Origin of the sequence: Bacillus hominis (genome assembly GCF_018332515.1) — a bacterium.
GTDB lineage: Bacteria > Bacillota > Bacilli > Bacillales > Bacillaceae_G > Bacillus_A > Bacillus_A hominis.
In genome coordinates this window covers 1-16,101 of sequence record NZ_BOQD01000199.1, presented here as the reverse complement: position 1 = coordinate 16,101, position 16,101 = coordinate 1, and the positions used below count along the sequence as shown (strand labels likewise).

General features: G+C 35.4%; 20 protein-coding genes. 1 reads left to right on the top strand and 19 read right to left on the bottom strand.

The features are described 5' to 3' along the window. From KI356_RS18945 to metG, 10 genes are all read right to left on the bottom strand, one after another. On the bottom strand, positions 1 to 287 hold a 287-nt coding region (locus KI356_RS18945), incomplete at its 3' end, for a Rid family detoxifying hydrolase (protein WP_212936134.1). 123 nt (positions 288 to 410) lie between these two features. Then, the gene (gene purR / locus KI356_RS18940; protein WP_002124531.1) at positions 411 to 1,259 is read right to left on the bottom strand and encodes a pur operon repressor; all 849 of its coding nucleotides are present in this window, start codon (positions 1,257 to 1,259) and stop codon (positions 411 to 413) included. Positions 1,260 to 1,313: 54 nt separating this feature from the next. Beyond that, positions 1,314 to 2,183 carry a 4-(cytidine 5'-diphospho)-2-C-methyl-D-erythritol kinase gene (gene ispE / locus KI356_RS18935; protein ID WP_128283433.1) on the bottom strand — a complete coding sequence of 290 codons (870 nt, stop codon included), beginning with the start codon at positions 2,181 to 2,183 and terminating at the stop codon, positions 1,314 to 1,316. 196 nt (positions 2,184 to 2,379) lie between these two features. Then, positions 2,380 to 2,559: an acid-soluble spore protein SspF gene (sspF, locus tag KI356_RS18930; protein WP_002094215.1), complete on the bottom strand. Its 180-nt coding sequence runs from the start codon at positions 2,557 to 2,559 to the stop codon at positions 2,380 to 2,382. Between the two features lie 91 nt (positions 2,560 to 2,650). Further along, the gene (gene veg, locus KI356_RS18925) at positions 2,651 to 2,914 is read right to left on the bottom strand and encodes a biofilm formation stimulator Veg (RefSeq protein WP_002107294.1); all 264 of its coding nucleotides are present in this window, start codon (positions 2,912 to 2,914) and stop codon (positions 2,651 to 2,653) included. Positions 2,915 to 3,152: 238 nt separating this feature from the next. Then, on the bottom strand, positions 3,153 to 4,016 hold the full coding sequence (gene yabG / locus KI356_RS18920; protein WP_128283434.1) for a sporulation peptidase YabG: 864 nt from the start codon (positions 4,014 to 4,016) through the stop codon (positions 3,153 to 3,155). A gap of 110 nt (positions 4,017 to 4,126) precedes the next feature. Beyond that, complete coding sequence (gene rsmA, locus KI356_RS18915) at positions 4,127 to 5,005, bottom strand: 16S rRNA (adenine(1518)-N(6)/adenine(1519)-N(6))-dimethyltransferase RsmA (protein ID WP_128283435.1); 879 nt, start codon at positions 5,003 to 5,005, stop codon at positions 4,127 to 4,129. Continuing rightward, positions 5,002 to 5,559: a ribonuclease M5 gene (rnmV, locus tag KI356_RS18910; RefSeq protein ID WP_128283436.1), complete on the bottom strand. Its 558-nt coding sequence runs from the start codon at positions 5,557 to 5,559 to the stop codon at positions 5,002 to 5,004. The genes rsmA and rnmV overlap by 4 nt, the downstream gene beginning before the upstream one ends. 260 nt (positions 5,560 to 5,819) lie before the next feature. Further along, on the bottom strand, positions 5,820 to 6,587 hold the full coding sequence (locus KI356_RS18905) for a TatD family hydrolase (RefSeq protein WP_128283437.1): 768 nt from the start codon (positions 6,585 to 6,587) through the stop codon (positions 5,820 to 5,822). A gap of 166 nt (positions 6,588 to 6,753) precedes the next feature. After that, positions 6,754 to 8,763 carry a methionine--tRNA ligase gene (metG, locus tag KI356_RS18900; RefSeq protein WP_128283438.1) on the bottom strand — a complete coding sequence of 670 codons (2,010 nt, stop codon included), beginning with the start codon at positions 8,761 to 8,763 and terminating at the stop codon, positions 6,754 to 6,756. 341 nt (positions 8,764 to 9,104) lie between these two features. On the opposite strand from metG, the gene abrB reads away from it, so the two are divergent. Beyond that, positions 9,105 to 9,389, top strand: a complete 285-nt coding sequence (gene abrB, locus KI356_RS18895) for a transition state genes transcriptional regulator AbrB (protein ID WP_000843037.1) — start codon at positions 9,105 to 9,107, stop codon at positions 9,387 to 9,389. A gap of 20 nt (positions 9,390 to 9,409) precedes the next feature. Here abrB and rsmI read toward each other — a convergent pair whose 3' ends face one another. From rsmI to KI356_RS18850, 9 genes are all read right to left on the bottom strand, one after another. Continuing rightward, positions 9,410 to 10,285 carry a 16S rRNA (cytidine(1402)-2'-O)-methyltransferase gene (gene rsmI / locus KI356_RS18890; protein ID WP_128283439.1) on the bottom strand — a complete coding sequence of 292 codons (876 nt, stop codon included), beginning with the start codon at positions 10,283 to 10,285 and terminating at the stop codon, positions 9,410 to 9,412. Beyond that, positions 10,254 to 10,544: a GIY-YIG nuclease family protein gene (locus tag KI356_RS18885; protein WP_128283440.1), complete on the bottom strand. Its 291-nt coding sequence runs from the start codon at positions 10,542 to 10,544 to the stop codon at positions 10,254 to 10,256. Before KI356_RS18885 ends, rsmI begins: the two co-directional genes overlap by 32 nt. Beyond that, positions 10,531 to 11,271: a tRNA1(Val) (adenine(37)-N6)-methyltransferase gene (locus KI356_RS18880; protein ID WP_128283441.1), complete on the bottom strand. Its 741-nt coding sequence runs from the start codon at positions 11,269 to 11,271 to the stop codon at positions 10,531 to 10,533. Before KI356_RS18880 ends, KI356_RS18885 begins: the two co-directional genes overlap by 14 nt. A gap of 120 nt (positions 11,272 to 11,391) precedes the next feature. Continuing rightward, positions 11,392 to 11,742 carry a DNA replication initiation control protein YabA gene (gene yabA, locus KI356_RS18875; protein ID WP_002009639.1) on the bottom strand — a complete coding sequence of 117 codons (351 nt, stop codon included), beginning with the start codon at positions 11,740 to 11,742 and terminating at the stop codon, positions 11,392 to 11,394. A gap of 14 nt (positions 11,743 to 11,756) precedes the next feature. After that, positions 11,757 to 12,584, bottom strand: coding sequence for a PSP1 domain-containing protein (locus KI356_RS18870; protein ID WP_002124509.1), 828 nt, complete (start codon positions 12,582 to 12,584; stop codon positions 11,757 to 11,759). A 5-nt stretch (positions 12,585 to 12,589) separates the two neighbouring features. Continuing rightward, the gene (holB, locus tag KI356_RS18865) at positions 12,590 to 13,573 is read right to left on the bottom strand and encodes a DNA polymerase III subunit delta' (protein ID WP_128283442.1); all 984 of its coding nucleotides are present in this window, start codon (positions 13,571 to 13,573) and stop codon (positions 12,590 to 12,592) included. A gap of 35 nt (positions 13,574 to 13,608) precedes the next feature. Continuing rightward, on the bottom strand, positions 13,609 to 14,235 hold the full coding sequence (tmk, locus tag KI356_RS18860) for a dTMP kinase (RefSeq protein WP_002091594.1): 627 nt from the start codon (positions 14,233 to 14,235) through the stop codon (positions 13,609 to 13,611). A 1-nt stretch (position 14,236) separates the two neighbouring features. Then, positions 14,237 to 15,658, bottom strand: a complete 1,422-nt coding sequence (locus KI356_RS18855) for an aminotransferase class I/II-fold pyridoxal phosphate-dependent enzyme (RefSeq protein WP_212936133.1) — start codon at positions 15,656 to 15,658, stop codon at positions 14,237 to 14,239. 81 nt (positions 15,659 to 15,739) lie between these two features. Then, positions 15,740 to 15,919, bottom strand: a complete 180-nt coding sequence (locus KI356_RS18850) for a sigma factor G inhibitor Gin (protein WP_002091596.1) — start codon at positions 15,917 to 15,919, stop codon at positions 15,740 to 15,742. Between the last annotated feature and the right edge of the window lie 182 nt (positions 15,920 to 16,101).

The following is a 16,101-nucleotide window of genomic DNA, read 5'->3' as shown; positions in this document are numbered from 1 at the left end:
GTAGAGAAATAAGAGCCATATACTTCATTAACAGCATTAAAATCATCCATATCCTTTAAAAATACTGTTGTTTTTATCACTGTATCAAATGAAGCGCCAGCTTCTGTTAATACCGCTTGTAAATTTTCAAAGACTTGCTCTGTTTGTACTGTTACATCTCCCGTTACAAGTTCCCCACTTGCCGTTAACGGAATTTGTCCTGAACTATAGAACATATTATTTACAATAATCCCTTGTGAATATGGTCCGATTGCCTGTGGTGCTTTACTTGTTTGAACAACTTTCATACTTTTCACCCTTTTATTATTTATTTTTACTCTTTAAAAATAGTGTACGAAAGGCAGTTTGTCCATCTATTTTGCAATTTATAAATAGAAATAAAAAAAGGTAAAGCTATCTGCTTTACCTTTTTACTCAGCCTCTACAAGCCCTTTATCAAATGGTGCAAGTGAATAATTCCCCTTTTCCACTTGAATCGCTTTTTCTTTCACATCAACCTCTGACAGACGAATTAATGATACAAAGTTATTAATAAGTCTTTCTTCAATATCCGTAGACTCTACTAATACGCCAATTCCGACAACATTAGCTTTAAACTCTTCTAGCATGCTCATCATACCTTGAATGGTTCCGCCAGCTTTCATAAAGTCATCAATAATTAAAACATTGGACCCTTCTGGAAGGCTACGCTTTGCTAAAGTCATCGTTTGGATTCGCTTAGAGGAACCCGATACATAGTTAATACTAACAGTGGGTCCTTCTGTTACCTTATTATCTTTTCTCGCAATTACTACCGGTACATCTAAGTAGTTCGCTACTGCATAAGCAAGTGGAATTCCTTTTGTCGCTACCGTCATAACCGCATCAATTGGTTGCCTAGCAAAAACAGAAGCAAATAAACGACCTGCGCCATTAATCTGACGAGGATTACTTAAAAGATCCGTCATATATAAGTAACCGCCAGGCAAAATACGATCTGGGTTTTCAAATAAGCCACAAAGCTCATCAATAATTAGATCTGCCTCTTCTTCACTTATATACGGTATATATTTCACTCCTCCTGCTGCTCCTGGTATCGTTTGCAATGTGCCGACCCCTTGTTGTTCAAACGTTTGCTTAATAATAACTAAATCTTCACTAATGGAAGACTTAGCCGATTGATACCTTTCAGCAAAAAAAGTGAGAGATACTAGCTGACGAGGGTTTTGTAGCAAGTAATAAGTCATATCGACTAATCTTGTACTTCTTCTAATTTTCATACTCTCACCTCAAATCACGAATATTCTAAACAAATCATAACGTATTATACGTCTTTATTCAAGCGTTTCTCGCTCTCCTAATAAACGTACCGCGTAGACTTGTTCACAAAATCCTTTTAATCCGTTATAAATGCGATGCATTCGTGAATCATGGTGTACAAGTCCAAATACAGTTGGACCACTTCCACTCATTAATACGGCATCCGCACCGAATCGTTTCATCTGCGCCTTAATACGTGCAACTTCAGGATGCATTCCAAATGTTACATCTTCTAAAACGTTACCAACAGTATCACAAATCCCTTTATAATCTCCAGAATTTATGACATCAACCATTTTATCTACATTTGGATGTGTAACTCGATTTAACTTTAAATTTCCATACACATCAGCAGTAGATACACCTATATGTGGTTTCGCTAAAATAACCCAACAAGAAGGCGGAGTCTTTATATGCTCAATTTTCTCTCCTCGTCCAGTGGCAATTGCTGTGCCGCCGTATACACAGAACGATACATCTGATCCAATTTCTGCGCCAAGCTTTGCTAACTCATCAATTGTAAGCCCTAAATTCCATAATTTATTAAGGCCACGTAATGTCGCTGCTGCATCACTACTTCCACCTGCTAATCCAGCTGCTACTGGAATCGTTTTTTCAATCGTAATAGATACACCTTTTTTCACATTAAACTTCTCTTTTAATAATTTCGCCGCTTGATAAGCTAAATTACGTTGGTCGTCTGGGACATACCGATTATGGGACAAAATTTCAATACGGTCTTCTGCTAATTCCATTAACTCTAAACGATCCGCTAAATCAATGGTTGTCATAATCATTTTCACTTCATGAAACCCGTCTTGTCTTTTTCCCAGTACATCTAACGACAGATTAATCTTTGCTGGTGCTTTCACTAGTAGCTTCAATCTATTCACCCACTCTATGTACTCAATCTTTTATCGTTTATTTTACCATAAATTTATAGTAAGACGATGACACTTCCCTAATTATAACGAAAAGCATTCAGAATGAAACTACTTATGTCAAATGATGGCACCTTTTAGCGTGCAAAAAGCCGAGGAATCTCTCCTCGGCTACCGTAGCATAGAAAGTATCTTACCACTACTGGTTTCGTTTCATTAATTGCTGTTCTGCAATTTCTATAGCACGTTTCACCATATTACCAGCATCTTTCGCACGAATTCCGCCCCATCCTTCTTTCTGAACAACATCATAAAAGCCAAGCTCTTTTGCAAGCTCTTCTTTAAATTGATTTGACATGACTCCTCTTCGTCTACTCAATGCAGAGTCCCTCCTTATTTTGCTACGGTATAATTAGTATGCAAAATAATATGGTTTTTCATTTGTGGGAATATATGTAACAAATAACACATTAATTATAAAATGCTTCATTATGAGGTTCATCGTAAAATGTTAACTCTACTGTCTCTGTTAAAACATCTGCATAACTATAAGATACACGTTGCAATGCATCTTCTTGCTGGTCTAACTGTACAACAAACACCGAACGATACGTTTCTGCAAGTACACCCGATTGCTCCACAGTTTTTCTTCTTCCACTATTCGCCTTTAACACAAGTCGCTGTCCAAGATGGTGATCTAATTCGCTTTTAATTTCATCTAAACGTTTTGACATATACCTTGCTACACCTCGCTGTAATTTAGATTGAACACTTAAAACACGATATATCTATCCCAATTATTAACCGCAATTTACAGACAATATCATTATAAAAGCATCATGCGTTCGAATAGATAGAAGAAATACTATATTGTACAAGTATCATTGTATAGTCTGCACGTTCTTGTCGCTTTTTATCCAGATTCATTTAAATCATTTCCACATAAAAAAGCAAGATACGTATGTACCTTGCTCATTCCTCGTAATGTTGAAAGGGTAATCCTGTTCGTAAAATCCCTCTTGTTTCAATTCCGCCTAGTCCCTTTTCACCAGTAATTGTATTACGCACAACGTCCCATACATTGACTCTTTCCATAAATGAAGTGAAACTAACTTTGCCAACTACATATACCGGATCTAGAGCATGAATATTAATTCTCGACGGTGAACTAGCGAAATTAGCACCTGCTCGAATCAACGCCTCAAAGTGTGATTGACAAGCTCCAGCAAAAATAACGAGTTGATCTAATGATGGATACTTTTTTCGCACTTCTCGAACAGCCTGTACAAAATGTCTAGAATGTCTATATGCTGCTAAATCTCCCATAACTCCTTTTGACTTTGTATATGCATCATGTCCTGTAATAACTAAAATGTCTGGGCGAAAATGCTCTATTAAGTCTACTACCTTTTCATGCATCTCTGTTTCCTTACAATGAATACCTTGAACAGGAACGCCTATTTTATTATATAAATCTAAGCACTTGCGCAAATATAAAGGATCTCCATCTATATGCAATACACGCCCTGGCATTTGAAAATAATTCACTTCATTTGTGTACCCACCAGTTGAAGTGTGTTCATGCCTTTGTTTCATCAATACGTAATCTTGCTGAAATAAACGGTACGTACGCTCCATCGTTTCTTTTTCACGCTTCACTCTATTTTTATGTTCTCGTTGATCTATACTAACCAAATCTTCAAGTGGTGCATCCGCCACAAGTCTAATTTCCTCTCCAAATAATATTGCTATCTCGCCTTTTATTTCTATAATACGAAAAAGAATATCCCTATTATGAGAATATCGTTCCACTAACTCTCCAACATGTAAAGCCATTCTCCTACCTCCAAACTCGTTAGGCCATCTTACCTGTTTTTAAAGTATGAATTTAGGAAAGGAAAGGTGACAAAAGGGACAGCTCAAGTTGAACTGTCCCTTTCATATTCTTATGACAATTTATGAAGAATTAATGCATTACTTAATGTTGCAAACTCTTCGATAGATAACGTTTCGCCTCTTCGCTTCGGATCAATTCCTACCTCTGTTAAAATTCGATCCAACAACTCTTTATCTTTCGGGAAACCATTTAAATTATTTGATAAATTATTCATTAAAGTTTTACGACGCTGTGCGAAACTTGCTCGTACTACTTCAAAGAAGAAAGTTTCATCTGCCACTTCTACAACTGGTTTAGGACGCTTTAGAAGACGGATAATCGCAGAATCAACATTTGGTTGTGGTACAAACACTGTACGCGGTACAGTCATAACTGTTTCTACCTCTGTATAATACTGAATGGCAATTGATAAAGAACCATATTCTTTCGTTCCAGGTTTAGCAGCTAAACGATCTCCAACTTCTTTTTGCATCATAACAACAAATCCACGAACAGGTAATTTTTCTTCAAGCAATTTAAATAAAATTGGTGTTGTAATATAGTATGGTAAGTTAGCTACTACCATTACATCTTGTCCTTCTTCGAATTGCTCACTAAACACTTCATGTACATCTGCTTTTAGTACATCTTTATTTATAACTGTAACGTTGCTATATGGAGCTAACGTCTCGTCTAAAATCGGTAATAATCTCTGATCAATTTCAAAAGCCACTACTTTTTTCGCACGCTTCGCCAATTGCTCTGTTAACGCACCAATACCTGGTCCAATTTCAATTGCGCCACTTTCTGAACCGATTTCTGCGTAATCAACGATACGATTTAATACATTTGTATCAATTAAAAAATTTTGTCCTAAACTTTTTTTGAATGAAAATCCATACTTTTCAACAATGTCTTTTGTACGATTTGGTGTTGCGATATCCTTCATTTTTTTTCCTCCTGTATTACTTGTTTATAAGCTTCTGCAAATGATTCCTTTGAGACTTGAAACATTTGTAAACGTTTATGTAACTGTTTTGCGTTTGTATAACCAATCTTTAATAGCTTACCCACTCTTTCTCTGCGACTCTTTGCCATTTCTCCGCCCACTAAGCCCGCATCGACTAGATCACTCCAACTAATTTCACTCGTATAAGCTTCCATTTCTTCATGTATATTCTCTAAAGCGCGGCGAATCGACTCATTAGAAGCATGTTCGATTCCAACACCTTTTTTCCTTTTAGCAAGTGCTTCTTCCTTCGGTAAAAAAGCATGCTTACATCCAGGAACTTTGTCAGAAATAATTTTTCGAATACGCTCTCCAGGATAATCCGGATCTGTGAAAATAATAACGCCTCGTTTTTGCTGCGCTAATTTAACTTGCTCAATAACATGATCACCGATTGCTGAACCGTTCGTTTCGATTGTATCCGCATCAACAGCACGTTTAATCGCAACTGTATCATCTTTACCTTCTACAACGATAATCTCTTTAATTTTCATGCTTGCCTCCACACTCGTTTCATCTCTACTTAGTAAAACAAAAAAATGACGACTTTTCCATTATTATTTTCCCAATCTTACATTTTAAAAAGTAGAAAAGAAAAATCTTTGTTCACTATCCTTATTGTAACACTTCTATCTCCATCTTAATTTATCCGCAATATTTCTACACTTATGTTATGAGTAAATAGTGGGTTCTTATCATTTCTACTATCTCTCTTCTCAAAAAACAAAAAAAGAATGGGACTTCCCATTCTTTTTTATTCAACACCAAATAAGGCTTTTGCATTCTTTGTTGTTATTTGTGCTACTTCTTCATAAGAAATTCCTTTTAAATTCGCAATTTCTTCTGCTACCAGTTTTACATAACTAGGTTCATTTCGTTTCCCTCGAAATGGATGTGGTGTTAAATATGGACAATCTGTCTCTATTAATAATTTTTCTAACGGAATCTCCATAGCAACTTCTTTCGGTTTCTTAGCATTTTTAAATGTTACTGGCCCGCCTAATGAAATTAAAAAGTTCATATCGACACATCGCTGCGCTACTTCTACACTACCGCTAAAGCAATGCATAATGCCTCCTACTTCAGCTGCATTCTCTTCCTCTAGGATATCAACAATATCTTGAGTTGCATCGCGGTTATGTATAATAATCGGTAATTTCACCTTTTTCGCTAATGCAATTTGTTTACGGAATACTTCCTTCTGTATTTCTTTTGGAGACTTATCCCAGTGATAATCTAATCCCATTTCTCCAATTGCAACTACTTTAGGATGAGCAGCTAATTCCTCTAACCAAGCTAAATGTTCTTCTTTCATGTCGATTGCATCAACGGGATGCCATCCAACTGCAGCGTAAATAAAATCATAAGCCTCTGCTAATTCAATTGCTTTCTTTATCGTTACTTCATCAAATCCAACAACAACTGTATATGTAACTCCCGCTTCTTTCATTCTTGCGATAACTTCTTGTAAATCTTCTTCAAATTGCTCTGCATTTAAATGTGAATGTGTATCAAACAACATAATAAATAACTCCTTTTATCTTGAAATCAATGCTCTCATAGAAAAGCTATGCTCTTTCTAACTTAACGATAACAATACTACAATTTTAATGCAAAAAAAGGGAATGTAAAAAGAAAAAAGACGCTTCACCCATGTTACACGTGAAACATCTCTTTTCTTGTCTCAATTACTTGATTTTTGTACCATTTGGTAAATTTTGATCAATTGATGCTAATGACAATACGCCATTCTCTTCACCTGCTAAAATCATACCTTGTGATAATTCACCACGTAATTTTACAGGTTTTAAATTCGTTACACAAATAACCTTTTTACCTTTTAGTTCTTCTGGGGAATAGAATTTAGCAATCCCAGAAACCACTTGACGCTTCTCTGTCCCTAAATCAAGCTGGATTTTTAACAACTTATCTGCTTTTTTCACAGGTTCAGCGGATATTACTTCAGCTACTCGTAATTCTACTTTAAAGAAATCATCAATTGTAATTTCTTCTGCCTTTTGTTCTTCTGCTTTTTTCTCTTCTACTTTAGGTGCAGAACCTTGCATTTGTTCTTTAATATACTCCACTTCTACTTCCATTTCCAAACGAGGGAAAATTGGGTTTCCTTTTTCTACTTTTGTTCCAGCTGGAATACATCCAATTGTAGATAGGCTTTCCCAAGATTTATGCGCCTCTTCAGTAAGTCCAAGTTGAGCAAACATCTTACTTGGTGCTACCGTTAGGAACGGCATAAGCATAATACCTGTTTGACGAAGTACCTCAGCTAAGTGGGCCATTACAGACGCAAGTTTTTCACGATCATTCTCATCCTTCGCTAATACCCATGGCTGCGTTTCATCAATATATTTGTTCGTACGGCTAACTAATTGCCAAATGGAACTTAACGCTACAGAGAATTCCATATTCTCCATTGCCTCTTCTACTTTTTTCAATGTATCTTGGGCAAATGTCACTAGCGTTTCATCGAACTCAGTTACATTTGCTTTAAATTCAGGGATTTCCCCGTTAAAGTATTTATCAATCATAGCTACTGTACGATTTAATAAGTTCCCTAAATCATTCGCTAAATCAAAGTTGATTCGTTCAACAAATCCTTCTGGTGTGAATACTCCATCAGATCCAAATGGAACTTCGCGAAGTAAGTAGTAACGTAATGCATCTAATCCGTAACGATCGATTAGTGTAACTGGATCTACTACGTTTCCTTTTGACTTACTCATTTTTCCATCCTTCATTAAAATCCAGCCATGAGCAAAGACTTTCTTCGGAAGTGGTAAATCTAAAGCCATTAAAATAATTGGCCAATAAATTGTATGGAAACGAACGATTTCTTTCCCAACTAAATGGACATCTGCTGGCCAGAATTTTTTATACTTCTCGTCATTTTCTGTTCCATATCCTAATGCAGTAATGTAATTAGACAACGCATCTACCCATACGTAAATAACGTGTTTTGGGTTACCTGGAACACGAACTCCCCAGTCAAATGAAGTACGAGAAACAGCTAAATCTTCTAATCCTGGTTTAATGAAGTTATTAATCATTTCATTTTTACGGGACTCCGGCTGAATGAAATGAGGGTTATCTTCATAGAACTTTAATAGTCGGTCTACATATTTACCCATTCTAAAGAAATAAGATTCTTCGCGAACAAGTTCTACAGCGTGACCACTATCTGGGCTTTTTCCACCGACTACTTTGTCACCTTCCATAATTGGATCTACTAATTGATGCGCTGTATAGAATGTTTCATCTTGTACAGAATACCAACCTTCATATTCATCAAGATAAATATCGCCTTGATCTACTAGCTGCTTGAAGATTTTCTCAACAACATCTTTATGACGATCTTCCGTTGTACGAATAAAATCATCATAGGAGATATCCATCTTCTCCCAAAGTTCTTTAATCCCTGATACAATGTTATCCACATATGCTTGTGGTGTAACATTTAGTTCTTCTGCTTTCTTTTGAATCTTCTGTCCATGCTCATCAGTTCCTGTTAAATAATGAACATTGTATCCTTGCATACGCTTATATCGTGCCATCGCATCTCCTGCTACTGTCGTATAAGCATGTCCAATGTGTAACTTTCCACTTGGATAATAAATTGGGGTAGTAATATAAAAGGACTTATTTTCCTCTTTCATCGTTTTGGACCTCCCGAATAACCTCATATGTATTTATAAACAGTATATCAAAAACTCACATATAAAAACGAGTTAATGCTCGATATCTTTATCATCTATTACTCATATTCAAAAAAAATATACAATATATTTCCCGAAAAGTATAAACATTATAAAAATAATACGAAACAATTATAGAAATGACTCACACTCTATTATATATAAGAAGTATAAAAATCTATAAATCTTTTTTTAAAATATAGAATTTAAGAATTGACGGAAATGTAAATGATTGGTATCATATGTCCATAGGGTATTTTGTCGAAAAATGACGAATCAAAAAAATAGACTCGAAACTTATAAACTATTTATTTAGGAGGAAAAGAATTATGAAATCTACTGGTATCGTTCGTAAAGTTGATGAATTAGGTCGTGTGGTAATTCCAATCGAATTACGCCGTACTTTAGGTATTGCAGAAAAGGACGCTCTTGAAATCTACGTTGATGACGAAAAAATCATCTTAAAAAAATATAAACCAAACATGACTTGCCAAGTAACTGGTGAAGTATCTGATGGTAACCTATCTTTAGCTGAAGGTAAAATTATCTTAAGTAAAGAAGGCGCTGAACAGGTTTTAAACGAACTTCAAGATTATATCGAAACAGCAAAATAAGCTTCTCAATTATGAGAAGCTTATTTTTTATCTACATGATAGATTTGATATACATCACGTTTCGACAATTCTCGATCTTTAGCGACTGTTTTAATCGCTTCTTTTGAATTCATACCTTTTTCATTTATATAATGTTCAATATGATTATATACTGAAATAGTTTCCCACCATTGTTCTTCTGGAGCAGCTTCTTCTGTTGAACCTGCTACTAAAATACAAAACTCACCACGGACTTCATTTTGCTTCGTCCACTCAATTGCTTCCTCAATTGTTCCACGAATAAATTCTTCAAATTTTTTCGTTAGCTCGCGACATAATACGATTTCTCTATTTCCTAATACGTCTTGCATAGAGATTAAAGTATCATCTAAACGATGTGGTGCTTCATAAAACATCATTGTAGTTGGAATATAGCGCAGCTTTTCTAACTCAATCCTACGTTCCTTTTTATTTCTTTGCAGGAAACCATAGAAATAAAAGTGTTTTGTCTCAAGTCCTGATGCAATCAATGCTGTAAGAGCCGCATTTGCTCCAGGGAGCGGAATAACATGATATTGTCCTGCTACAGCCTCTACAACAATATCGTAACCAGGATCTGAAATACATGGCATACCAGCATCACTCACAATGGCTACAGTCTTACCATCTTCTAACTTATCTAAAATTTTTCGTCCACTTACTTCTTTATTATGCTCATGATAACTCATAACTGGTGTTTCAATTTCAAAATAATTACAAAGCTTCTTCGTTTGCCTTGTATCTTCCGCAGCAATAACATCTGCCTCTTTTAAAATTCGGATTGCACGAAATGTCATATCCTCTAAATTTCCAATTGGAGTCGGTACTAAATATAAAAACCCTTTTTCATTTTGCTGAAAGCTTTTTTGCTGCCACATAGCGTTCTCCTTTTTGCATATATTCTTCTTTTCGTTTCCTTGTTAACTGTTTAAAGTGATATTCAGCTTGCATAGCCGTTCGTTTATCCTCGTGATCCTCTACATATTTTAAAACAACTGGAAGCCTAGCACGTGTATATCTAGCACCTTTTCCACTATTATGGGTCTGAATCCGTTTTTCTATATGATTTGTATATCCAGCATAATAACTTCCATCAGAACACTCCACCACATAAAAACAATGCTTATTCTTCTCCATATAAAATTGAACGAAGCTCCTTTGTATATTCGTTGTTTTCTTCATATACAAAAAGGGGTGGTAAGATTTTCAAATCTGCATTCCCATCCTTAATTCCTTCAATTAACAATGTATTTGCCTCTTTACCAGCCTTAGGATAAACAAATCGCACACGTTTCGGTTCGATTTTGTATTTACGCATTAATGTGACGATGTCGAGCAAACGACCTGGACGATGTACAAATGCTACTTTCCCGCCCTGTTTCACTAACTGGCTACTTGCATGTACAACATCCTCTAATGTGCACATAATTTCATGACGAGCTATCGCTAAATGTTCATTGATATTCTTCTCAGAAGTTTTTGGTGTTTGAAAATAAGGAGGATTACATGTTACAACATCATATTGATGACGTCCAAGTTTCTCCGGCATATCTTTCAAATCTCCATGGATTAAATGAATTCTTTCTTCTAAATTATTGTATTGAACGCTTCTTATTCCCATATCATATAAGCGTTCTTGAATTTCTACACCTGTAATTTTCCCTTTTGTCCTTGTACTTAATAAAAGAGGGATAACTGCGTTACCTGTACACAAATCAAGTAAGTTACCTTTTTGAATCGGCACCCAAGCAAAATCTGCGAGTAAAACAGCATCCAAAGAAAAATTAAATACTGATGGACTTTGTACAATCTTCATATCTTGCGCTAATAAGTAATCTAAACGCTCATCTTCATATAAATTCATATATTGCTCCCTTTCTTACACTTAACCTACCCTATCTCATCCTCTATTAATGTAAAAATAAATTTCATTCTACTCTCATGTATAAAAAATTACCTTTCCAATTATATTGGAAAGGTAATTTCACTTTTTATTTAAAAATGACAGACAGAATAAACAATCTCCCTCTTTACGTACACTTCCATAATGTAGATTGCAAATATGAAAACCTTCTTGATATAGTCTTGCTAGGTTATCGTAGCCTTCACCAATATCTGTCTTCGCCTTCATTTCTTTGCGTTTTTGAGTTTTTTGTTTTTCCTTGTTCTGCACTTCTTCAAAACGATGTCGCAAATTTTCATTTTCCATTTTTATATGTTGGTTTTCTTCCAATAATTCTGCAAGATGTTGTTTTAATTCTCCCAACTGTTTGTATAAATGTCCAATTTGCTCTTCCATACTAGAAACCGATGCAAAAATATCCTTTTTCTCCACAAGCACCCACCTCATTAATCTGTGGTTTGACTCGAAACGACCCCTTTATTAATTAATTCATCTAACGTATATTCTACTATCCGTTCCTTGTCTACTAGTTCCACTTGAATTAATCTTTCTAAAATATTTAATCCGATAACACGGCCAGTACCGTGCGGTGTTTGTATACGTTGATCTAAATCAGGAAGTTGTTCCTTTGCTGCCTCATATTCATCATTCTCATATTTTAAGCAACACATTAAGCGACCACATAAACCAGAGATTTTTGCAGGATTTAATGATAAATTTTGATCCTTTGCCATTTTAATGGATACAGGTTCAAAATCTCCTAAAAAAGTAGAACAACAAAGCATACGACCACATGGACCAATACCACCAAGCATTTTTGCTTCGTCACGAACGCCGATCTGTCTCAGCTCAATTCTTGTCCTAAAAATTGCCGCTAAGTCTTTCACTAGTTCTCGGAAATCAATCCGACCATCCGCAGTAAAGTAAAAAATAATCTTATTACGATCGAACGTATACTCTACATCTACAAGCTTCATATCAAGATTATGTTCTCCTACCTTTTGTTGACAAACTTGATATGCTTCTTTCGCAGCATGCTTGTTTTCTTCAACAATGGTACGATCATTTTCATTTGCAATACGAATAACCTTTTTAAGCGGTAATACAACGTCGTTTTCATCAACTTGCTTTTTGGTAATAACTACTTTGCCGTATTCAATACCTCTTACGGTTTCTACAATTACAAACTCATTTTCTGAGATATCGAACTGATTTGGATCAAAGTAATATACCTTTCCGGCCTTCTTAAAGCGAACACCTACTACATCATACAAAACGGTCATCCCTCCTGCAACCGCAACACTAACTGTTCGAACACAAGCTGCGCATTTACATTAGCGTTGATTCTATTTTTTGCCTCTAATATATTAAAGAGAGCTGATACAATGCGCTTCTGAGCATAGGAGAAGGATTCAAACATCTCTTTATGCTCATGAAAAACAAGACGATCTTCTTCTCCAAGTTGAACATATAATAAATCCTTATAAATAAGGAGTAACATATCTAAACCTTGCTGTAATTGTTCTTTCTCTCTAAAGTGTTTCCCCCATTTTTCTTGTACAAAAAAAATAGAGGCTTTATCTTTTTCGAGCGCTTCACATAATTTTATCACTAAAGCTCTCGCTTGTGCAAACCATTCATCATTACACATTAATAAAGCTTCTTCAAAACTATTTGTAAGCTGCGCAGCAAGTGTAGATAAAGTGACTGTAATACCTTCTTCCTCTAATCTCTTAATTAAGGATTTTGTCGGTAACGGCCTAAACGTAACAACTTGACAACGAGATAAAATTGTATTTAAAATCTGATGACTTTGTTCAGTAAGTAAAATAGCTGTTGTATCACTACTTGGTTCTTCTAAAAACTTTAAGAGCGTATTCGCTGCATTTGCTGTCATACGATCTGCATGCTCAATAATATATACTTTTTTATTTGCTTCTAATCCTGTTTTTGAAAACTCTTCTTGTAAGTCATGAATTTGCTGTTTTTTAATAGATAATCCATCTGGTTTTACAATATGTAAGTTTGGGTAGTTACCTGAATCAATTCGGCGACAATTCGTACATACATGACAAGGCTCTACACCATTTCTTTGTAAGCAGAGAAAACTTTTTGCCATTTGAATTGCTGTGGCGAACTTCCCAGTCCCTTTCCCCCCCTCTAACAAGTAAGCGTGGGATATACGCTCTTTTGCAATGCTATTCATCAACATTTTGACACCGATGGGCTGTATAGCAGAAAGCTGCTCCCACGTATTTATCATACTGCATACCTCACTTATTTCATTCTTTCCTTCTATTATAACAATTTATCTTCTATAATCTGAACAACTTCTTCTATAAGTTTTTTCATTGGTTGATCAGCATTTACTAATACAATGCGATTAGAGAAGCGCTCTACAACTTGTAAATACCCTTCACGCACACGTTTATGGAAAGAGATATCTTCCATATCTAGTCGATTTACTTCACGTCCTGCATCTTTTTCAATTCGTGCTAAACCTACCTCTGGCTCAATATCTAAATAGATTGTTAAACTAGGCATACAATCTTCCGTTGCGAAACGATTAATTTCAAATACTTTATCCATACCTAAGCCTCTTGCATATCCTTGATACGCTAAAGAGCTATCTATAAAACGATCACATAGTACAAGATAGTTTTCCTCAAGTGCCGGCATAACTTTTTCCACTAAATGCTGTCTACGTGCAGCAGCATAAAGAAGCGCCTCTGTACGTGCTTCCATCATCGTATATTCTTGTTTATGCAAAATTGTTCTAATATCCTCAGAAATTGCAATACCACCCGGTTCCCTGGTCGCCATTACCTTTTGTTCCTTTTGCTCAAAATATGGCAATAAACTTTTAATTAATGTTGTTTTACCTGAACCTTCTGGTCCTTCAATTGTTACAAATAATCCCTTCATCCTAAAACCTACTTTCTATATCATACACGTTCATATATTTCGTACTACCTTGAAAACGAGCCCCTGTTTTCTCTAAATGAGTAATTTGCTTTGTATGTTCCTGAGTAATTCTCTCTCCATACATGATCAATGGAATTCCAGGTGGATACGGAATCACCATTTCTGCAGCTATCATACCAACTGCTTCTTCTATAGATACTAACTTTGTTTCGTATCTCTCTAATTGTTTATACGTATACGGTAAAGGGGCAATTTCCCCTTTATAAGTATAACGAATTGATGCTGTCTTGTCTTTTACCTTATATTGCTGCAAAGCTACTCGAATTATCTCTATAGCTTTCATATACTCCTCATTTACTTGTAACGGTAATATAAATAGGACGTTATATGGATCTGCCATTTCCGTATATATACCGACCTTTTCAAATACAGACTGTAATTCATACCCTGATAACTGACAGCGAGTTTGCACCGTAACCTTTAATTCATCTTGCGATGGATATTGCAAAATGGCTATTTGTGGGATAGATCGCAATCCTTCTTTAAATCGGCGTAAAAACTCAACGATTTCATCATGCCCCTCTTCCTTTATAACCGCTATTGCAAAGCGTGCTATATCAAGAGAAGCCATAATTGGATATGATGGGCTACTAGATTGTAGCATACTTAAATAGGAGGAAACTTTTTCTTCGCTCACCAAACGGCTATTTATATGTAAATAAGATCCCATTGTCATCGCAGGTAATGTTTTATGTGCGGAATGAACCACAATATCCGCACCATAAACTAATGCTGACTTCGGGAAGGGATCCCCTATACAAAAATGTGCCCCATGTGCTTCATCTACTAGAACAGGAATTTCATGTGCATGTGCGTAAGCGATACTTGCCTCTAAATCAATTCCCATACCATAGTAATTAGGATGTGTTAAAATAAGTGCTTTTGCATTTGGATACTTTGTAATTGCCTCCTTAATAACTTCATCATGAACACCTACTGGTACGTTATGTACTTCATCAATCCATGGATTTAAAAAGACCGGATTAGCCCCTGCTAATTTCAAACCATTAATGATTGATTTATGACAATTTCTTTGTACGAGGACAATATCATTTTCGCCGCAGCAAGACAAAATCATTGCTAAATTTCCAACTGTTGAACCATTAATTAAAAAGTAACTTTTGTGCACGCCATATACTTCAGCTAATAAGTGCTGTGCTTCATCTATACATTCAAATGGACTATGCAAATCATCTAATCCTGTTAACTCTGTTACATCAATCGATAATATGTCCTTAAACCCTCCTGTAGCTTTCTGAGGGAAGTTTAAACCATTCTTATGACCTGGAACATGAAAAGATAGTGGTCGCCTTTCTTTAAATTCCATTAACGCCTCATATAAAGGTATACGATTTTGATTCATATATATATATCTTCCTTATTATTTATTCTGTATCTATTATACAGATATTAGGGCAAAAAAAATAATAGGCATAATGCCTATTTAAAAATATGATACTTCTAATTTTCGCAGTTGTTTTAAATAATGTATATACTTCGGGTCATTTGTCTCAGTATTCACCAGATTTCTTTCGCACTCGTAACATATTAAATTATTATATACATATATTCCTTCTCCTCTTTTTGTTTCACAAACGATGCAAATTTCACTTGGTAATTTCATAATCTTTCCTCCCCTTTTTAAATAAACATACTATATACCTCTATTCCTTAACAATTTTCCGGAAAATATACATCAATTTCTTATATAATATGATTTAATCTTGGGCAACGTGTTTGTATTACTTATGTATTCCCTTTACTTCTTTCGTGTACTGTTTAAAAACAAAAAAACACGAGTCAAAT

Excerpts from the sequence above, each read along its gene's own strand:
- rsmI (WP_128283439.1), bottom strand. The coding sequence starts at position 10,285 with ATGTGGCAGCAAAAAAGCTTTCAGCAAAATGAAAAAGGGTTTTTATAT.
- KI356_RS18905 (WP_128283437.1), bottom strand. The coding sequence starts at position 6,587 with ATGTTGTTTGATACACATTCACATTTAAATGCAGAGCAATTTGAAGAA.
- purR (WP_002124531.1), bottom strand. The coding sequence starts at position 1,259 with ATGAAAATTAGAAGAAGTACAAGATTAGTCGATATGACTTATTACTTG.
- tmk (WP_002091594.1), bottom strand. The coding sequence starts at position 14,235 with ATGAAGGGATTATTTGTAACAATTGAAGGACCAGAAGGTTCAGGTAAA.
- KI356_RS18885 (WP_128283440.1), bottom strand. The coding sequence starts at position 10,544 with ATGGAGAAGAATAAGCATTGTTTTTATGTGGTGGAGTGTTCTGATGGA.
- veg (WP_002107294.1), bottom strand. The coding sequence starts at position 2,914 with ATGTCAAAACGTTTAGATGAAATTAAAAGCGAATTAGATCACCATCTT.
- metG (WP_128283438.1), bottom strand. The coding sequence starts at position 8,763 with ATGAGGTTATTCGGGAGGTCCAAAACGATGAAAGAGGAAAATAAGTCC.
- rnmV (WP_128283436.1), bottom strand. The coding sequence starts at position 5,559 with ATGAAAATTAAAGAGATTATCGTTGTAGAAGGTAAAGATGATACAGTT.
- KI356_RS18880 (WP_128283441.1), bottom strand. The coding sequence starts at position 11,271 with ATGAATTTATATGAAGATGAGCGTTTAGATTACTTATTAGCGCAAGAT.
- holB (WP_128283442.1), bottom strand. The coding sequence starts at position 13,573 with ATGATAAATACGTGGGAGCAGCTTTCTGCTATACAGCCCATCGGTGTC.
- rsmA (WP_128283435.1), bottom strand. The coding sequence starts at position 5,005 with ATGAAGGATATCGCAACACCAAATCGTACAAAAGACATTGTTGAAAAG.
- KI356_RS18850 (WP_002091596.1), bottom strand. The coding sequence starts at position 15,919 with ATGAAATTACCAAGTGAAATTTGCATCGTTTGTGAAACAAAAAGAGGA.
- yabG (WP_128283434.1), bottom strand. The coding sequence starts at position 4,016 with ATGGCTTTACATGTTGGAGAGTTAGTGGAACGATATTCTCATAATAGG.
- abrB (WP_000843037.1), top strand. The coding sequence starts at position 9,105 with ATGAAATCTACTGGTATCGTTCGTAAAGTTGATGAATTAGGTCGTGTG.
- KI356_RS18855 (WP_212936133.1), bottom strand. The coding sequence starts at position 15,658 with ATGAATCAAAATCGTATACCTTTATATGAGGCGTTAATGGAATTTAAA.